The sequence below is a fragment of the Pricia antarctica genome (assembly GCF_900101815.1).
GTDB lineage: Bacteria > Bacteroidota > Bacteroidia > Flavobacteriales > Flavobacteriaceae > Pricia > Pricia antarctica.
The window spans coordinates 202,759-221,242 of sequence record NZ_FNAO01000003.1; the positions used below are offsets into that span (position 1 = coordinate 202,759).

Genomic DNA, 18,484 nt, shown 5'->3' on the forward strand with positions numbered 1-18,484 from the left:
GAATTTCACTAGTAGGGTTTTTCCTCAAGGGATTGTTATTAAGGTACTAAGATAGAAATAATGCAAGAAAATTACTTGGCGAAATGGCTGAACGGCGACCTTACGGACGCAGAGCTTGCGGAATTCGAAAATTCCGATGCGTATGCTTCCTATAAACGTATCGCCGATACTACCGATAGCATGCAGGCACCGGAGTTCGATGCTGACGGCGCTTATCAGGCGTTGAAAAACAGACGCGAACTGCGGGACAACAAGGTCATTACATTGCATCCATTCCGAAAATTTTTACGGGTCGCAGCGGTGGCGGCAGTACTTATACTGGGATCTTATCTCTATCTGAATTTATCGGACGAAACGATTTCTACATCCTTCGCCGAAAACAAGGAAATAACCTTGCCCGACCTGTCGGAGGTCGTGTTGAACGCAGACTCCGAAATATCATATAGTGAAAGCAAATGGGACAAAAAGCGTAATGTCGATCTTAAAGGCGAAGCCTTTTTCAGAGTAGCCAAAGGCAAACGTTTTACCGTTGCCACCGATGCCGGAAACGTTGCGGTTCTGGGTACCCAATTCAACGTTGAAAACAGAAAGGGTTTTTTTGAAGTCACTTGTTTTGAAGGCCTGGTAAGTGTTGCCTTCAACAATACAGTAACCCAACTGCGCGCCGGCAGTTCATTTATAGCGATCCATGGTGAAATCGTAGAATCTGGCGCAGCCCATACCTCCGAACCTTCTTGGATGCACGATGAAAGTTCCTTCAAAAGTGTTCCCCTGAAATATGTGCTCGATGAATTTGAGCGCCAGCACGATATCGCCGTAAAGACGCAAGACATTGATTTAGGTCAATTGTTTACTGGCTCTTTCAGTAATTCCGATACCGGACTTGCCTTGAAAAGTATTAGTGTCCCTTCGCAAATAAAGTTTAAATTTGAAGGCGACAAAGTGCTCTTCTATGGCGAAAACACTCCGTAAACGTACGCTTGCCCTGCTTTGCCTTATCCTTTTTTCATTTCCTAAAAGTGTTGACGCGCAAGAAGATACGTCCAGTGTTTCGCTTATTTCCTTTCTCCAAAAATTGGAACGCAATTTTGAAATCAAATTTTCCTACGCGGACGATGATATCCGTAATCTGAGTGTCATCGTTCCAAAAACGAAAAATTTAAAGGCTATTTTAGCGGATGTCCAAGAGCAGACCCAACTCCAAATTCAAAAACTGAACCAGCGGTACTATACCATAACACGGCGTTTTTCAGTCGATATTTGCGGGATAGTTCTGGATAATTTTGAGAGGAACACTGTTACTGGGGCAACGGTAGAGGTTCTGGGAACAAAAACTGCCTTAATTACCGATGCGGACGGCTATTTTGCGATTGGCAACGTACCGCAGACCGCCAAAATTCAAATCAAGCATATCGGCTATAAGACCCTTTTTGTCGATGCCAAGGATTTAACGAAGCAACAACCCTGCGCGACCTTGCTATTGGCGCAGTTCTATCAACCCTTGAAAGAAGTTGTCGTCTACGAATTCCTCACCCAAGGTCTGGTACAACAATTGGATGGTAGTATCGAGATGAACAGCGAGCAATTCGGTATTCTTCCAGGCTTGATTGAACCAGACGTACTGCAAACTGTTCGGGCCCTTCCGGGAATCGAAAGTATCGATGAAACGGTTTCGAACATCAATATTCGCGGGGGTACCAACGACCAGAACCTCGTGCTATGGAACGGCATCAAAATGTACCAATCCGGACATTTTTTCGGATTGATATCCGCCTTCAATCCGTATCTGACCGATCAAGTTATCTTAACAAAAAATGGTACAAGTTCCCGATATGGCGAAGGTGTCAGTGGCATCATCGATATACGCACGAAGGACAGCATTTCGGACCAATTTTACGGTGGTGCCGGCGTTAACCTGATCGGCGGCGATGTGTACGGACACCTACCGATTTCCGACAAGCTTGCCCTGCAGGTATCCGCGCGGCGTTCCCTTACCGATATTTTGAATACCCCTACCTACCAAAAGTTCTTTACCCGGGTTTTTGAGGATAGCCAGGTGAACCGGAACGGGAATTTCTATTTCTACGACTTTACGGGAAAATTACTGTACGACATCAACAAAAATCAAAAAGTTCGCCTCAGCTTTATAAGCGTCAATAACCTTTTAGAGTATTCGGAAGCCGATATGGATTCCGGCGAACGCACCCGCAGCGACCTTGACCAGACGAATCTATCCTTCGGGGGAAGCCTGAGAAGTACTTGGAACAAAAAGTTCTCAACGTTTTTAAACGTTTACAATACCGACTACAATCTCGATGCACGAAATACATCCTCCAATGCCAAACAGACCCTGTTTCAAAATAATCAGGTAGAAGAGACGGCTTTGAAGCTTACTACGAAATATCAAATGAACGACCGTTTCGAATGGGACAATGGATACCAATTTATAGAAACGGCCATTGCCAATGCCACCGACGTGACCCAACCCCCTTTTCAGAGTGACGTACGGGACATCATACGCAGCCAGGCCCTTTTCTCCGAAATCACCTACCAATCTAGCAATCGAAAACTGTTCGCAAGGGGCGGCGTGCGGGTGAACCATTTCGAGAATCCCGATTCCTTCAAGGAGGTCCTGATCGAACCCCGTCTGAGCCTGAACTATGCCCTTACGCGGGAGTTAAAATTCCAAATATTGGGGGAATTCAAAAGTCAGGGAACCAACCAGATCATCGATTTGGAGCAAAATTTTCTGGGTATCGAAAAACGACGTTGGATAGTTTCCGATGGGGATAAGCTACCCATCACCAAAAGCAAGCAGGCAGCCGTAGGCTTCAATTACAATCACCAAAACCTATATATCGGCCTAGAGGCATTTTACAAGGAGGTGAACGGCATCAGTACCACTACGCAAGGATTTCAGAACCAAAACCAGTTCAACGGCGAAATTGGAAACTACGATGTGAAGGGCATCGAGTTCCTGATCAACAAAAAAACGGATGCCTACAGTATCTGGGCCAGCTATGGGTATAACGTTAACTCCTACTATTTTCCGGATATAGTGCCTTCCGAATTCCCTAACAATCTCGATATTCGGCACACCGGTACTTTGGCAGGCACGTACACCTCGAATAACCTGAAGTTCAGTCTCGGGCTGAACTACCATACCGGAAAACCGATTACAGAACCGCAGGCCGATGACCCGATAGATACTTCATTTTTTCCCTACCGGATAAACTATCGTTCCCCGAATGCCAATCGTTTGCCGGAATACCTTCGCGCAGATGCTTCCGCCATCTATAACTTCGATATCGGTTCAACCGTGAAGGCCACGGCAGGGGTATCCGTGTTGAATTTCACGAATCGTAAAAATATTTTGAACGCTTATTATCGGCTTGACGACCAAAACGAAATTGAAAAAACTGAAAATATTTCATTGGGACTTACCCCTAATGTTAGTTTTCGGGTGGCGTTTTAAAATATCGAGCGCGTAGACCTTATTTTTAAGGTGTGATATAGGTATAAGATCAGAGCGAAATCTATTTCTGCTGTGATAAAAACGCTACCAAAGACGCCATTTCCTCAAAACTCAGTGCGTTTGCCAACCCGGCAGGCATCATGGACGTCTCTAATTCATTTCGTTCGGCTATATCCGCTTTTTTGAGCTCCGTAGCATCTCCTACAATATTACGAATGGTCAGCCTATCGGCCGATTCCGCTGTAACGAAGCCAACATAATTATCACCTCCTTTGGTGCTGATCTGCACTGTAGAAAATCCTTGTGAAATGGAGGCATTCGGTTTTAAAATAGATTCCGCGATCTGCTCCCGGTTCATGATAGCACCTATTTGCCCCATAAAAGGACCTTTCAGGACTTGATCTTTATTGATGCTATGACAGGCAACGCAACCCTGGGTATTAAAGAGACCCGCGCCTTTTTGGACATTCCCTTTGATTTTGCCCAAGGAAAGTATTACATCTTCTATGGAAGCCTCCCCGATCTGACCTTTTTTATTTTTGATCTTCTCAAAATCGACCAGTGGCATATCCTCTTTCGGTTCGTCAAATTTCACCTCCCCAAAAGCATCGATTGCCAATCGATATTTACTGTTGAGTTCGGCAAAAAAAGGTGTGTTGCTTTTATCCCTTGCTTTAAATTGTGCAACTAAAAACGACCGAATAACAGGTGATTGTTCCCATTCCATGGTCTTGTAGTAGGGTCCATGCGTATCGGGTCTGGTGCTCCACCACCAAGAAGTATCGTAAGGCGCTTCTTTATGATAGATCCTTGCCAAAGTGTGTATTGCTTTTTTCTTGAAAACCTCGTCTGTGGAATCGTTGTACGCTTCAATAAGTGCCTTCACCACCTTTGGATTATGCATATACCGCATTGCCCATAAGGCCAAATCTTCATTATCGGTACCAAGGGCGGCAATACAATCATCGACCGCATTCAATTCCACCAAGGCCTTAACGGCCAAATGGGGAAAAATAATTTCGGCGTTAGGAGTGGCATGCGGGCCTTCGCTATTTATTTTTGGGGCGGCAAATGAACTCGGCACCTTTATCTGCAATAGTTCCTGGGCCACACTAGGATTTCCCAAGCGTCCCAGACCGATAATAGCAGCTGCCTTTACTTCTTCCGATGTAGATTTCAACCCAGTTAAAAAAGGTTGGACGGGCACTTTCTTCACAAACTCCTTACGATCCGCCAAGGCCCGTAGCGTAAATCTTTGTACAGAAGCATCCTTTGACAAGGTTACCAATTCGGCAATGCCCTTGGCACCGGCAAGTTGGGCATAGGTGAAAATTGCCGCCGCACGAACTTCCAAGGCTTGATTTTTCTCCTTTGCCAGCTCCAGTACCTGTACGACCGATTCGCTTTCTTGTCGTTGCAACAACTCGTACTGGGCACTCAACCGCGACTTTGCATTTTTAGCTTTTAATAAATCGATCAAGTCGTTGATCGATACCTCTTTTACATCAACGAAAGACTCGTACGTAAAATCTTCAGGAGTGACCCGAACCACATAGCCTTTATCGGGGTTTCCGGAATAACCGGCACCGTCCCAAGCGGATAGGTACATCGTACCCGAAGCATCTACATCTACATCCGTGATTTGTGGCAATTGAATAAACTGTTTCTCATTTTGGGTGAAGCTCGGACCGTCTTTTGTGACCCTATGAATGTATAACTGGTTCCTGCCCCAATCGGCCATCATGGGAACGTTATTATATTTTTCAGGCCATCGATCATCGTTCATAAAAAGTGACCCGGTTCCAGAACCCCCCCCTACATCGACCAACGCAGGTAAAATTTCTTCAGTAAAATGCTTAAAAAGTATCGGATAACCGTATTCTCCAGATTGTATTTGATGTGTAAACCGAACATTCCATCCACCGCCATCATTGGTGTTGCCTCGTGTAAATATATTCATGAAAGGATCAATGGCGACATCGTAAATATTGCGCATTCCATGTGAATAAACTTCCATGTCGGTGCCATCGGGTCGTATCCTCACAATACCGCCTCCCAATTGAGTCATTTTGCTACCCTCCCTGTCCGTTGCATTGTAGAATCCAAAATCGCCCACGGCGATGTAAATCCAACCATCGATACCCATTTGAATGCCATTTGTGGCATGGTCCGTTCCACGTTCGCGCAAATACTTCGAATTGCTCATGTTCTTGATCAGCACTTTGGGCGGACCATCGGCAATTCCGTCCTTATCTTTATCGTCCAAAACCACGAGATCCATATTATCGGCCTTTTTTGTGTCGTCCGAAAATGTGGTGTGAAGTACAAATACTTGATCACCGATAGGTAAAATCCCCCTTGGGTTATCCACTTGTGCAAACTCGGTATGGTAATCCATAATACCGTCATGGTTACAATCGACCAGACGCTTTATAAATCCTTTTCCGATCTCTTTTCCAAGGGAACCCATCATATCCACGCCGACAAAAACCTCGCCCGAAGCTGCCACTGCCATACAGGCAGGACTAGGGGTAATTTTGGGACCGGAAAAACCCTTTATCACCAAATCTTCGGGCCAATTAAGTGCGTTTAGCACAGAATCGGTAGGATATTCGATAACTTCGGCACTGGGTATACAGTTTTCATTTTTATTTTTACAGCTCGTTAAAGCTATGGTCAACATCACAAAAAATACGAGAATTTTGTTCATATCAAGACTATCTTATTTTTTTATTCCTACCAGATGGCTTGGCTTACTTTGAATTGAGCAAGACTTTACTATAAAATTCGATTTTATTTGGGATTGCAAATAAACGAATTTTGGACAAACCTATTGTCAAATCATAAAGCAGGAGCCAAGGCAAAAGCATTTTATCTATTCCAAAAGTAGTGCTTACTATTTTTTTGTTAAGATATATCAGTCAAAAATTGAATGGGGCAATAACCTTTAGGAGAAATCGTTTACTCGCTTTTTTTTACCTGCGATATTCATAGTTGTAACCCTAATTTCGTCTTTTTTAAGTTCCGTAGCATAAACCATGCAACTGAAAAATGACATCATTAAGACAAAAAAGCCGAATATCTTGGTTCCAAACAAAAAGTCGAATTGACTTCAGTATATTTATATAAAAATAAGGGCTACTGGAGCATTCTTCATAAATCAGTCCAGTTGGAATGGAAAGTTTTTAGTCCATCTAAAAAAATAAAATCCAAATTAATGGCAAGCGCATTGAACCAAAACAACTATGAGATGGAACATTCTAAATACAAGAATTTAAAAGGTCTGGCGTGGGCCCTGCTTTTTATAGCTGCTCTTTTATTGAAGTCCAGCTCACCCTCGGCGTCGAATCCGGATAAGGAGGAATGGATCGAGCTGTTCAATGGATCTGAAATGAAAGAGTGGACCCCTAAGTTCACAGGTTTTGAATTGGGTGAAAACTATAAAAATAGATTCCTTGTCAAGGATAGTCTTCTTAGTGTTCGCTATGCTGAAAAGGATACCTTCAGTGGGGATTTCGGACATCTTTACTACAATCAAAAATTCTCACACTACAGGCTGAAGGTTGTGTACCGTTTTGTAGGCAAGCAGATGACCGGAGGCCCAGGTTGGGCCGTTCGTAATAATGGCCTCATGCTCCACTGTCAAGACCCCGCCTCTCTTGGACTAAATCAAGATTTTCCCATATCGTTAGAACTGCAACTTTTGGGAGGCAATGGCGTTAATGAACGCACCAATGCCAATTTATGTACCCCGGGCACGAACGTCGTTCTCGGCGATTCCTTGTATACCCCACATTGCATTAATTCGTCATCAAAGACGTATCCCGGAGATCAATGGGTGGAAGTCGAGGCCCTGGTACTTGGAGATTCATTGATCCAGCACATTTTGGAGGACCAGGTAGTCATGGAATACCGCAAGCCGACCATTGGAGGTGGAAATGTAAGCGGTTATAAGGAAAGCGCCTACCGCGAGGGAGCCCCGGTGAAGGAAGGCTTTATAGCCATTCAAGCGGAGACCGCTCCCATTGATTTCAGGTCCATCCAAGTCCTAAATCTTAAAGGATGTATGGATAAGAAAGCAAAAAACTATAAAAGCTATTATGTGGAGGCCGACAATACCAGTTGTGTGTATTGAGGTCTTTAGGTTGCAAGATCTCAAATCGAAGTAGCGCAGCTTACCCTTCCAAAAATATAAGTAGTAAGTAAATGACCGATTTCCGTTTAAAAGTTTTTTATACCGTTGCCAAAAGGCTCAATTTCACCAAAGCGGCTGAAGAGTTGCTCATATCGCAACCGGCCGTCACGAAGCATATAAAAGAATTGGAAAGTCAGTTCAAACTAGCGCTTTTCGATAGGAAGGGAAATAAAGTAGTTCTTTCTTCCGCAGGGCAAGTATTGCTGAGACACACCGAAAATATTCAAGGGATTTACAGGCAAATAGAATTTGATCTGAATCAGTTTAATGAAACGCAGACCGGGCTGCTGCATGTAGGTTCCAGTACTTCGATCACCCAATATATATTACCTCCGTTACTTGCACGGTTTCATAGCATGCATCAAGATGTCAAGGTGGAATTACTAAGTGGTAATTCGGAACAGATCGAGCAGGCACTACTGAACAAAAGTATCGAACTAGGTGTTGTCGAAGGTAAATCGAAAAGGCGTGAGATTCACTATACCTCATTTTTAAAGGATGAAATCGTTCTGGTGTGCAGTAGTAATAACGCTATGGCCAATAAGGATGAGATACGACCGGAGGAGTTAAAAAACATTCCCCTTTTACTGAGGGAGCCCGGTTCGGGAACCTTGGAAGTAATTGCCGGTGCATTAAAACAAAAGGAAATCCGTCTTTCCGACCTCAAGGTAGAAATGCAGTTGGGAAGTACCGAGGCTATAAAGTCCTATCTTCAACATTCGGATTGTATGGCATTTATTTCCTTACATGCCGTGCTTAAGGAACTTCAGGACGGAATCCTTAAAATTATCGAAATAAAAAAATTACCCATCCACAGGCAGTTCTATTTTATTACGCCCCAAGGACCGAAAGGGGGGCTTGCCGGGTTATTGATGCAGTTTTTGATCCGAAATCATAATTTGTGAGATTCCAGGGGAAGATTGCCCGCTAATACTATCCCGTTGCGCAATTTTGTTTCCTGATTCCTTTATCCTCCCCTTTTTTGAGTCTAACTATAACTTCAGGTTATTGAGTATCAAGATTTGTAATTGGCGAATGAACCTTGTTCAAGGTATTTTTGTACCTCAATAAATAAGGACAATCGTTTAAGAATTGCAAAACGACGCGCAATATTTTACCAACAATAATTCTTCACATGGATTTAAAAAAAGGATTGGAACGGGGCCCGTTCAATGATAAACAGGCAGAAAAGCTAAGCGAAGCCCTTTCCGGATTGGATTCCGGACAGCTTCAATGGCTGAACGGTTACTTTTCCGGCATCGCCCTGAACCCTATTTCTGTAGAAACAGAAGTTACTACGAACGGAGCTTCTCCAGATACTTCCACGGTCGAACCGGAAAAATTGAATATTCTATTTGGCAGCCATACGGGAAATAGTGAAGCTTTGGCCGAAAATTTAGCCAACCTGGCAAAGGAAAGGGGAATCGAGGTAGAAGTTTCCGATATGGCTTCCTTTAAGACCAGGGACTTCAAGAAAATAAAGAAATTGGCGGTTATCGTGAGTACGCATGGCTTGGGAGAACCTCCCGTTCAGGCCGAAGACCTGTATACCTATCTGCATGGCAAAAGGGCGCCGGACCTTTCCCATATCCAATTTTCCGTTTTAGGTCTTGGCGATAGCAGTTATGTCGATTTTTGCCAGACGGGAAAGGATTTTGATGCCATTCTGGAGATCTTGGGTGCTACGCGTATGACTCCCCGTCAAGATTGTGATGTCGATTATGAGGACGACGCCGAAACTTGGCAAAATGCCCTAGTTGATGCCATCTCAAAGAAATCGGGCGAAACATCACATATACAAAGTCCGGCCAATGAAATCGCACCGACAACTGGGACAAAATACTCTAGGAAAAACCTTTTTGAAGCCACGATCCTCGAAAAAATAAATCTTAACGGCACGGGATCCTCCAAGGAGACCATGCATTTGGAACTGGACCTTCAAGGTTCGGGAATAACCTATGAACCGGGAGATGCACTGGGAGTCTATGGGGCGAATTCCCCCAAACTGATAAAAGCGGTTTTGGAGAAAACGAATTTATCTGGCGAAAAGAGGGTAGTTAGCCACAATGGAGAAAAAACCTTGCTGGAGGCATTGACCTATGATTACGAGCTTACCCCCTTATCGAAAGTCTCTTTGACCAAATACGCCGAAATAACCGACAATCCACGCCTGAAAAAAATTCTGGGTGACAATACCGCCGTTTTGGAATATCTTCCGGGAAGGGATATTCTGGACCTTCTCTCCGAGGAACCCCATAAATTTTCACCGGACGAACTAATTTCGGTGCTACGAAAAAACACGCCCAGAATGTACTCCATAGCCTCATCCCAAGAAGCTGTGGACGAAGAAGTGCACCTGCTGGTATCTGTAGTACGGTACAATGCGTTTGGTAGGGACAAAGAAGGGCACTGCTCCTCTACCTTGGCCGATCGGTTGGAAGTGGACGATAAAGTCAAAATCTTTGTGGATAAAAATACGCGTTTCAAACTTCCGGAAAATCCCGATGCACCCATTATCATGGTAGGCCCGGGAACCGGGATAGCACCTTTCAGGGCATTCATGCAGCATAGGGAAGTCGCTGAGAAAAAAGGGCCATCTTGGCTTTTCTTCGGCGATCGGAATTTTACGACCGATTTCCTGTATCAGACCGAATGGCAACAATACCTCAAAGAAGGCGTATTGACCAAGGCCGACGTTGCCTTTTCACGAGATCAAACAGAAAAGGATTACGTGCAACATCGTATGCTGGAAAATGGCAAAGAATTGTACGACTGGCTTGAAAATGGCGCTCATTTTTATGTATGCGGGGATGCACAAAAGATGGCAAAGGATGTGGACATCGCGCTAAAGCAAATTATACAGGAACAAGGCGGGGTAACCCTTGAAAAGGCGGAAGATTATGTTAAAAAGCTTCAATTGGCCAATCGGTACCAAGCGGATATTTATTGACTTGCATCAAAAAACTCTTACAACAGTGAAAACCCATTTATGAGCGATCGATCAGAGGAACAGCATTTATCGGAAGACGAATATATAAAGGATAAAAGTGATTTCCTTCGCGGAACTATCAAGGAGAGCTTAAAAGACCCTTTGACCGGTGCCCTCGACCCAGAGGATGTGAAACTTATAAAATATCATGGCTCTTATCAACAATATGACAGAGATCTTGAGGCCGAACGGAAGCAAAAAAAACTGGAACCCCTGTACCAATTCATGGTAAGGGTAAGGGCTGCGGGCGGAATCACTACGCCCGCACAATGGCTTACCTTAGATGAACTTGCGGACAAATACGGCAACGGAACCCTTAAATTAACTACCCGGCAATCCTTTCAGTTTCATGGGATTCTAAAACGAAATCTAAAATCCACTATTCAAGCGGTAAACGAAACCTTATTGAGTACCCTGGCTACTTGTGGCGACGTGAACCGGAACGTGATGTGCAATCCCAATCCCTACCAGTCACAGATTCACGAAGAAGTGTATCGGCTAGCGGGCGAGATAAGCGATTATTTTCTTCCAAAAACTACCGCCTATCACGAAATCTGGTTGAATAAGGAAAAAGTGGCAGGTACTACCGATGTAGAACCCTTATACCATCATGACTATCTGCCGCGAAAATTCAAAATAGCCTTGGCAATTCCGCCAGACAATGATATTGATATTTTCGCCAATGACCTTGGTCTCATAGTCATCGAAAAAAACAATAAAATCACCGGCTTTAATATCTGTGCGGGCGGTGGATTGGGAAGTACTTTTGGCAACGATGCCACCTATCCACGTCTGGCCGATGTGATAGGTTTCGCGCCTAAAGAAAAGGTTATTGAAGTGGCCGAAGCGGTCATTGCTATCCAAAGGGATTATGGCAACCGATCGGACCGGAAATTATCGAGGTTGAAACACACCATCGACGATAGAGGTTTGGAGTGGTTCGTAAAAGAGCTGCATACCCGCCTGGGTTGGGAACTTGACAGTCCGGAGCCCTACCGATTTAAATCGAACGGTGATACCTATGGTTGGTTAAAAGGGATAAACGAAAAATGGTACTTTACGTTGTTCGTAGAACATGGAAGGGTAAAAAATGAGGAGGGACACGAATTAAAAAAGGCGCTCCGGGAAATAGCCCAAATCCATACCGGCGATTTTCGGTTAACAGGAAACCAAAATCTCATTATTGGAAATGTGGTGGAAAAGGATAAAGAAAGTATCGAAGTTATTTTGGAGAAAAACGGAGTAAAGAACCATTCCCAACTCACAGGACTTCGAAAGAATTCTATGGCATGTGTGGCATTGGGCACCTGTGGACTCGCTTTTGCGGAATCTGAACGTTACCTGCCTTCCTTGGTCGATAAACTCGATATCATAATGCGGAAAAATGGTCTTGGAGAAGACGAGATCACTATCAGGATGACCGGTTGTCCCAATAACTGCGCGCGTTCATCCCTAGGGGAAATCGGTTTTGTCGGCCGTGCCATCGGACGCTATAACCTATATTTGGGAGCTAGTCATAACGGAGACAGATTGAATACCCTCTACAAGGAAATGCTATCCGAACAGGATATCCTGCAAGAACTGGACCCCATTATAGCGGCATATGCCCAAGAAAGAGAAAAGGAAGAAAGTTTTGGAGACTTCGTGATACGGAAAGAAATAGTAGAAGCAACCAATCGTCCTTTACAGGTGCTACACTAATACAGTTGCTGCACTAAAGAAATCTGTTGCCGTATTGTTTTTTTGATCTAAAAAATACCCGATGGCCCTGCCCGTCTAAACGTATCCGAGCAGGTGTGGATATGACGGATCTCGGAGAGAGTCGGTTTAATAATTCTTAACCTACCGGGCGTAAGTTTGTGTATTAATCCCCCATTCAAAAGGTATTGATTGGATATTACGGTTCGTTTCATGCCAGTGATTTCTCCATGTAATACTAATTACATCCGATCTGGCACCTCAATCCCCAAAAGTCCAAATGCTGATTTGATTACCTCTCCGACCTTTCTCGAAAGCTGAACCCGAAGCAGCTTCTTTTCAACGTCTTCCTCGCCCAAAATGGATACTTGTTGGTAGAAAGAATTAAATTCCTTAACCAAATCATAGGTATAATTGGCAATTAAAGCGGGACTCAAATTCTCTGCGGCCAATTGAACGGTTTCGGGGAATAGCTGCAGCTGTTTGATGAGTTCTTTTTCTTTGGGGTGAAGGCCCGCGGTTTGACCTAGAAGAAGCTCATTGGGACCGACGGCACCATGCAGGTCGTTTCCGGTTTGACCTGTAAGGTCGTCAAAATCCTGAAGGTCTAGCTCTTCGGCTTTTCTGAGGATGGACTGAATTCGTGCATAGGTATATTGAATGAATGGCCCGGTATTCCCTTGGAAATCCACCGACTCTTCGGGGTTGAAAAGGATGCGCTTTTTGGGGTCTACTTTAAGGATATAATATTTTAGGGCGCCCAACCCTATCATTTTGTAGAGGTCTTGTTTTTCGGTTTCGGAATAACCTTCCAATTTGCCCAGATCCTCGGAAATTTCAGCGGCGGTTCGGGTCATGTCAATCATCAGGTCATCGGCGTCGACCACCGTACCTTCCCTACTCTTCATTTTTCCACTGGGCAGATCTACCATACCGTAGCTTAAATGGTAAAGACTTTGGGCCCATTCGTATCCCAGTTTTTTCAGGATAAGAAAGAGTACTTTAAAATGATAGTCTTGTTCATTGCCGACGGTGTACACCATTCCCCCGACATCGGGGCGGTCCTTAATCCGCTGTATGGCGGTGCCGATATCCTGTGTCATGTAGACGGCGGTGCCATCGGAACGAAGCACTATTTTTTCATCAAGGCCTTCATCGGTAAGATCGATCCAAACGCTACCGTCGTCTTTCCGGTAGAAAACACCTTTTTGTAGGCCTTCCGTCACCACATCCTTACCTAATAAATAGGTATCACTTTCGTAATATAAAGTGTCGAAATCGACACCTAGGTTTTTATAGGTCTCCTCGAAACCTTTGTAAACCCAGCCATTCATGGTTTTCCACAGGGCAACTACTTGCTCGTCACCGGCCTCCCATTTTTGGAGCATTTCTTGAGCCTCCAAGAGAATAGGGGCTTCCTTTTCGGCCACTTTCGGGTCGATTCCCCCTGCGATTTTTTGGGCTACTTGTTTTTTATACGCCTTGTCGAAGGCTACATAATAGTTACCCACTAGTTTATCGCCTTTTAGGCTGGTACTTTCGGGAGTTTCCCCATTTCCGAAACGTTGCCAGGCCAACATACTTTTACAAATATGAATGCCGCGGTCGTTTATTATCTGCGTTTTGTAGACTTTTTTGCCCGAGGCCTTCAATATTTCGGCGACCGAATATCCTAAGAGATTATTGCGGATATGCCCTAAATGCAAAGGTTTGTTGGTATTCGGTGAGGAATACTCCACCATGACCCCCTCCTTTCCCAATTCGGTTACGAATCCATACGCCGAATCATTTTTTATCCCATTAAAAAAATCGAGATAATAGGCGTCATCGATGACGACGTTCAAAAATCCTTGGATTACATTATAATCGGAAACCGCATCAACTTCCTTCTTAAGAAAAGCCCCGATTTGCTCCCCGATTTTTACAGGATTGCCTTTTATGTGGCGTAGCATCGGGAACACCATTACGGTAATATCACCCTCGAAATCCTTGCGGGTAGGTTGGAATTCCACTGCTGGCAATTCCATCGAAAATTCATTAAAAATGACTTCCTTGACTTTTTGGGTAAGTAATGTTTCTAAATTCATTTTTTTTTGATAAGCGCTTTCAGGCTGCAAAACTAATCATTTTTCAGACTTTTCTAAGCGCAAAGTGAGCAAGCTTGTCTCGCTGGAAGGCCGTTGATGTATAAAGTGCCCAAAGAAATCACACTTTGGCCTTCGACTAAAATAATTTCGGATTGATTGCTTTTTTTTACCTATTCCGTTTTCGGTACTGGTCAGTTACCGTTAACTTTATGAAAAATTGCAAATGCTCGTAAACGTATCCTACAACAACAAAGAAATTACCCGAAAAGTCGATGCCGAGGTCGGCAAGCCTTTCACCCTAAAAGAACGCTGGGCCATGGGGGGCATCGGGTCACCGCGGCTGTTCATTACGGAAACCAGTATAGAAATCAGAAATCTTCTCATACTTGACAACAATCGCGACCAGTGCAACGTCGAAATACGCCCGAAAGGTATTATCGTTCGGTTCCGTTCCCTGCTGGAAACTTTTGCGTTGGTCATTCCCTTTTATAAACTCACGGTTTACAAAGGTGATCTGGCCATATTTTCCATATATCGTGATCATTATTTTATAAAAGTGCAAGCAGATACGAAGGCCGTGCAGAAATTTTTCAGGAAGTTGTTGGATTACAAAGCGGATAATGCGCCGACCTCGGTGGAGGATCTCTAAGGAAGGAAGCAAATATTAGCGTCGAGATACTGGAATGAAAAGGTCTTGACTCATAAACCTGGGTCTTAATCCACAATAATCAAGGACTTGGCCTTAAAGGAACAGCCCTGGTTCTGGTACCGTACTTGTGCCGCTAATAAGACATCATTAAAAAAACAGTAGAATTTCAAAGCTATGAGAATACTCCTCACAGGTGCCAACGGCTACATCGGCATGCGCCTGCTACCCCAATTGATCGAAATGGGCCATGAAGTCATCTGCACGGTTCGCGATAAAGAACGGTTCGCCATTGATAAAGAAATGCGCTCGCAGATCGAGGTGGTGGAAATCGATTTTTTAAATGAGGTCGTCGAAGGAAAATTACCCAAGGATATCGATGTTGCGTATTTTTTAATCCATTCCATGAGCTCGTCCACAGAAGCCTTTGTGGAGATGGAATCCAAAACGGCTGAAAACTTCAATCTGTACCTAAAGGATACACAAATCGAACAGGTCATTTACCTCAGTGGCATTGTGAACGATGAGAATCTTTCAAAACACCTGTGGTCGAGAAAAAATGTCGAGAAAATATTGTCCGAAGGGCCTTTTCACCTCACTGTGCTTCGCGCCGGAATCATTGTCGGTTCGGGAAGTTCTTCTTTTGAGATTATTCGTGACCTCTGCGAAAAATTACCTTTCATGATTACCCCGAAATGGGTGCTGACCAAAACGCAACCGATTGCGATTCGCGATATTATAAGCTTTCTTACCAAAGTGCTCGGTCACAAAGAAACCTATGACGATTCTTTCGACATTGCCGGGCCCGACGTACTCACATATAAAGAAATGCTGTATCAATATGCCGAACAGCGCGATTTTAAGAACTGGATACTTACGGTACCGGTCATGACGCCAAAACTTTCGAGCTACTGGCTTTATTTTGTGACCTCGACCTCCTACAAGTTGGCCTTGAACCTCGTGGACAGTATGAAAGTGGAAGTGATTGCCAGGGATACCCGTTTACAAGATATCTTAGGCATCAAACCCCATACCTATCGGGAAGCTATAGACATGGCCTTCAAAAAAATCGAACAGAATTTGGTGGTCAGCAGTTGGAAGGACAGCATGATCAGTGGCCGCTTTAAAAAAAACCTAGAAAAGTATATTCAGGTACCTAAGTTCGGGGTCTTAAGGGATGTAAAAAAAATACAGATCGACGACCCTAAACAAGTACTAAAAAATATCTGGAAAATCGGCGGAAGTACAGGCTGGTACTATGGTGATTGGCTATGGAAATTACGTGGATTCATGGATAAACTCTCCGGTGGCGTCGGCCTGCGTCGCGGGCGCACCCACCCAGACAAGATTTATGCGGGCGATGCCCTTGATTTTTGGAGGGTGCTGTTAGCGGACAAAAAGGCAAAACGCCTGCTGCTATTTGCCGAAATGAAGTTGCCCGGTGAAGCCTGGCTGGAATTCAGGATCGACGAAAATAATATCTTACACCAAACCGCTACCTTTCGTCCAAGAGGATTGAAAGGGCGTTTGTATTGGTACAGTATCGTGCCCTTTCATTATTTTATTTTCGGCGGGATGATCCGAGGAATCGCAAAAGGTTAGATGCTCGGTGTTCGATGCTAGATGCTCGATGCTCGGTGTCCGATGTCTCCTTGTTAAAAATGTCGAGGTTAACCGCTCAGCTTGAAAACTTTAAGGTTCAAATCTGACTACGGCAGATTTGAACCTTAAAGTTTGCCCATTTGCGTGGAAACATTCTAAATCTAAACTTCTAAACCTTATAAACCCCTAAACTTTTATACCTTGAACCTTGAACTGCTATCAAGTAGCGATTGAAACTTAAATTTTCACAATTACCTAAAATTTAAACCCAAGCCATCACTTCAAAATCTTTATTTAAAAATCCCCTGCTTACCATATCTATCGGGATAATCTTTCTCTGTTCAGCTTTTGTACTCTTTGCCACAGAGGCTAGTTACAATGCCATTGAGGAGGTCTCGCTCTGGGTACGCACCTACTTCGGATACTTCTATCTATATCTAGGCTTAGGCTGCGTTCTTCTACTTTTTGGGGTGGCATTTTCACCCCTCGGGAAACTCAAACTTGGCGCTACAAACGATACCCCGGAACATTCCTTATGGGCATGGACGGCCATGCTATACAGCGCCGGAATGGGTGCAGGCATTCTTTTGCGCGCGGTTCAGGAACCCATCTTTATGCAGCAGAATCCACCTTACGCTTCCGGTCTCGAACCGGAAATCTTGGCGCTGGAATTCACCTTCTACCAATGGGGTTTTACCGCTTGGGCGTTCTACGGACTTTTCGCCATGGTTATGGGCTACGCTCTTTTCGTACGAAAAAAGAAGGTGCGCGTCAGTGCTACCATCGAGGATACCATCTCGAACAAAGTGGCCAGAAAAGGTATAGATATCACAACTATCATTACCACTGTATTCGGGTTGATAGCTGCCTTAGGGCTTGGCGTCGCCCAGATAAACGGCGGTCTGAACCATGTTTTCGGCGGCGGATTCGGATTGGCGGTTACCTTGTCGCTGGCCGTTCTGATTTCTGCAATTGCCTTTTATTCAGCTTGGCAAGGAGTCGACAAAGGCATAAAAATCATATCCAAAATTAATATTCTGGTCACCTTTCTCCTGCTGCTCTTCATATTCTTTACCAGTGATATGATAGCGATAGGTAGGGCCTTCGGAATAGCGACATCTAACTACCTCGTCGATTTCATTCCCATGAGTCTAGCCTTAGGAAACTATAATCCTGGAATCGAATTTCTCACGGATTGGACGTTTTATTACTGGGCCTTTTGGCTTGCTTGGGCTCCCTTTACAGGTATTTTTATTGCAAGGATATCGAAGGGAAGAACCTTGCGACAGCTTCTATTTGGCGTTTTGATTCTGCCTTCGTTAGGTACTTTCTTTTGGTTCTCCGTATTCGGTACTTCGGCTTTTCAATTGATCGAATCTTTCGGAACTTACAACGACGAATTCGGAAACGTGTTCTCTTCCTTGTTCGTCTTTTTCAGCCACTACCCCTTGGCTACACTTTTGAATGTGGTAACGTTATTTTTGCTCATCGGATTTTTGGTAACCTCGCTGGATTCTGCCGTGTTCGTTTTGAGCATGTTTACGGATAAGGGCAAAAAAGAACCCAGTAAAAAACATCGCCTGATCTGGTCGGTATTCATCCTTTTGGGAACGATGGCGCTACTACTTTTAGGAAATGCCAAACCCGATATCGATATACTCACGGCAGTACAGAAATTATTGATTATCACCTCGCTACCTTTCGCTTTCTTTATGGTCTTTATGGCTATCCTATTTATCCTAGAAGTATCAAAAAAAAGAAAGCCGACGGATCCGTAAAAATCAGCTTTTAG

The 18,484-nt window shown here is 44.2% G+C and carries 11 protein-coding genes; 9 read left to right on the forward strand and 2 right to left on the reverse strand.

Annotation, left to right across the window (positions count from 1 at the left end):
• The first annotated feature begins 60 nt into the window (after positions 1–60).
• Positions 61–972, forward strand: coding sequence for a FecR family protein (locus BLT07_RS06165; RefSeq protein WP_091866852.1), 912 nt, complete (start codon positions 61–63; stop codon positions 970–972).
• Positions 953–3,475 (forward strand): TonB-dependent receptor, encoded by a 2,523-nt coding sequence (locus BLT07_RS06170; protein ID WP_091866854.1) that lies wholly within the window; start codon positions 953–955, stop codon positions 3,473–3,475. The genes BLT07_RS06165 and BLT07_RS06170 overlap by 20 nt, the downstream gene beginning before the upstream one ends.
• Before the next feature lie 61 nt (positions 3,476–3,536).
• Here the strand turns inward: BLT07_RS06170 and BLT07_RS06175 are convergent, their stop codons facing one another.
• Positions 3,537–6,185 (reverse strand): DUF7133 domain-containing protein, encoded by a 2,649-nt coding sequence (locus BLT07_RS06175; RefSeq protein ID WP_091866856.1) that lies wholly within the window; start codon positions 6,183–6,185, stop codon positions 3,537–3,539.
• Positions 6,186–6,692: 507 nt separating this feature from the next.
• Here BLT07_RS06175 and BLT07_RS06180 point away from each other — a divergent pair.
• The 4 genes from BLT07_RS06180 (at position 6,693) to cysI (ending at position 12,360) form a co-directional block, all read left to right on the forward strand.
• Entirely contained in the window at positions 6,693–7,610 is a 918-nt protein-coding gene (locus tag BLT07_RS06180) for a 3-keto-disaccharide hydrolase (RefSeq protein ID WP_245726462.1), read from the forward strand.
• A 71-nt stretch (positions 7,611–7,681) separates the two neighbouring features.
• The gene (locus tag BLT07_RS06185) at positions 7,682–8,575 is read left to right on the forward strand and encodes a LysR family transcriptional regulator (protein WP_091866858.1); all 894 of its coding nucleotides are present in this window, start codon (positions 7,682–7,684) and stop codon (positions 8,573–8,575) included.
• 230 nt (positions 8,576–8,805) lie between these two features.
• Positions 8,806–10,620 carry an assimilatory sulfite reductase (NADPH) flavoprotein subunit gene (locus BLT07_RS06190; RefSeq protein WP_091866860.1) on the forward strand — a complete coding sequence of 605 codons (1,815 nt, stop codon included), beginning with the start codon at positions 8,806–8,808 and terminating at the stop codon, positions 10,618–10,620.
• Positions 10,621–10,659: 39 nt separating this feature from the next.
• Complete coding sequence (cysI, locus tag BLT07_RS06195) at positions 10,660–12,360, forward strand: assimilatory sulfite reductase (NADPH) hemoprotein subunit (protein WP_091866862.1); 1,701 nt, start codon at positions 10,660–10,662, stop codon at positions 12,358–12,360.
• 239 nt (positions 12,361–12,599) lie between these two features.
• On the opposite strand, the gene argS is transcribed toward cysI, so the two are convergent.
• Complete coding sequence (argS, locus tag BLT07_RS06200; RefSeq protein ID WP_091867351.1) at positions 12,600–14,444, reverse strand: arginine--tRNA ligase; 1,845 nt, start codon at positions 14,442–14,444, stop codon at positions 12,600–12,602.
• A 223-nt stretch (positions 14,445–14,667) separates the two neighbouring features.
• Between argS and BLT07_RS06205 the strand changes: the two genes are divergently transcribed.
• The 3 genes from BLT07_RS06205 (at position 14,668) to BLT07_RS06215 (ending at position 18,470) form a co-directional block, all read left to right on the forward strand.
• Positions 14,668–15,093 (forward strand): hypothetical protein, encoded by a 426-nt coding sequence (locus BLT07_RS06205; RefSeq protein WP_091866864.1) that lies wholly within the window; start codon positions 14,668–14,670, stop codon positions 15,091–15,093.
• Positions 15,094–15,267: 174 nt separating this feature from the next.
• Positions 15,268–16,692, forward strand: coding sequence for an SDR family oxidoreductase (locus BLT07_RS06210; protein ID WP_091866866.1), 1,425 nt, complete (start codon positions 15,268–15,270; stop codon positions 16,690–16,692).
• A gap of 320 nt (positions 16,693–17,012) precedes the next feature.
• The gene (locus tag BLT07_RS06215) at positions 17,013–18,470 is read left to right on the forward strand and encodes a BCCT family transporter (RefSeq protein WP_262503239.1); all 1,458 of its coding nucleotides are present in this window, start codon (positions 17,013–17,015) and stop codon (positions 18,468–18,470) included.
• Positions 18,471–18,484: the final 14 nt, after the last annotated feature.

Bases quoted from the DNA above. Each gene is read 5' to 3' on its own strand.
- BLT07_RS06165 (WP_091866852.1), top strand. From the start codon at position 61: ATGCAAGAAAATTACTTGGCGAAATGGCTGAACGGCGACCTTACGGAC.
- BLT07_RS06170 (WP_091866854.1), top strand. From the start codon at position 953: ATGGCGAAAACACTCCGTAAACGTACGCTTGCCCTGCTTTGCCTTATC.
- BLT07_RS06175 (WP_091866856.1), bottom strand. From the start codon at position 6,185: ATGAACAAAATTCTCGTATTTTTTGTGATGTTGACCATAGCTTTAACG.
- BLT07_RS06180 (WP_245726462.1), top strand. From the start codon at position 6,693: ATGGCAAGCGCATTGAACCAAAACAACTATGAGATGGAACATTCTAAA.
- BLT07_RS06185 (WP_091866858.1), top strand. From the start codon at position 7,682: ATGACCGATTTCCGTTTAAAAGTTTTTTATACCGTTGCCAAAAGGCTC.
- BLT07_RS06190 (WP_091866860.1), top strand. From the start codon at position 8,806: ATGGATTTAAAAAAAGGATTGGAACGGGGCCCGTTCAATGATAAACAG.
- cysI (WP_091866862.1), top strand. From the start codon at position 10,660: ATGAGCGATCGATCAGAGGAACAGCATTTATCGGAAGACGAATATATA.
- argS (WP_091867351.1), bottom strand. From the start codon at position 14,444: ATGAATTTAGAAACATTACTTACCCAAAAAGTCAAGGAAGTCATTTTT.
- BLT07_RS06205 (WP_091866864.1), top strand. From the start codon at position 14,668: ATGCTCGTAAACGTATCCTACAACAACAAAGAAATTACCCGAAAAGTC.
- BLT07_RS06210 (WP_091866866.1), top strand. From the start codon at position 15,268: ATGAGAATACTCCTCACAGGTGCCAACGGCTACATCGGCATGCGCCTG.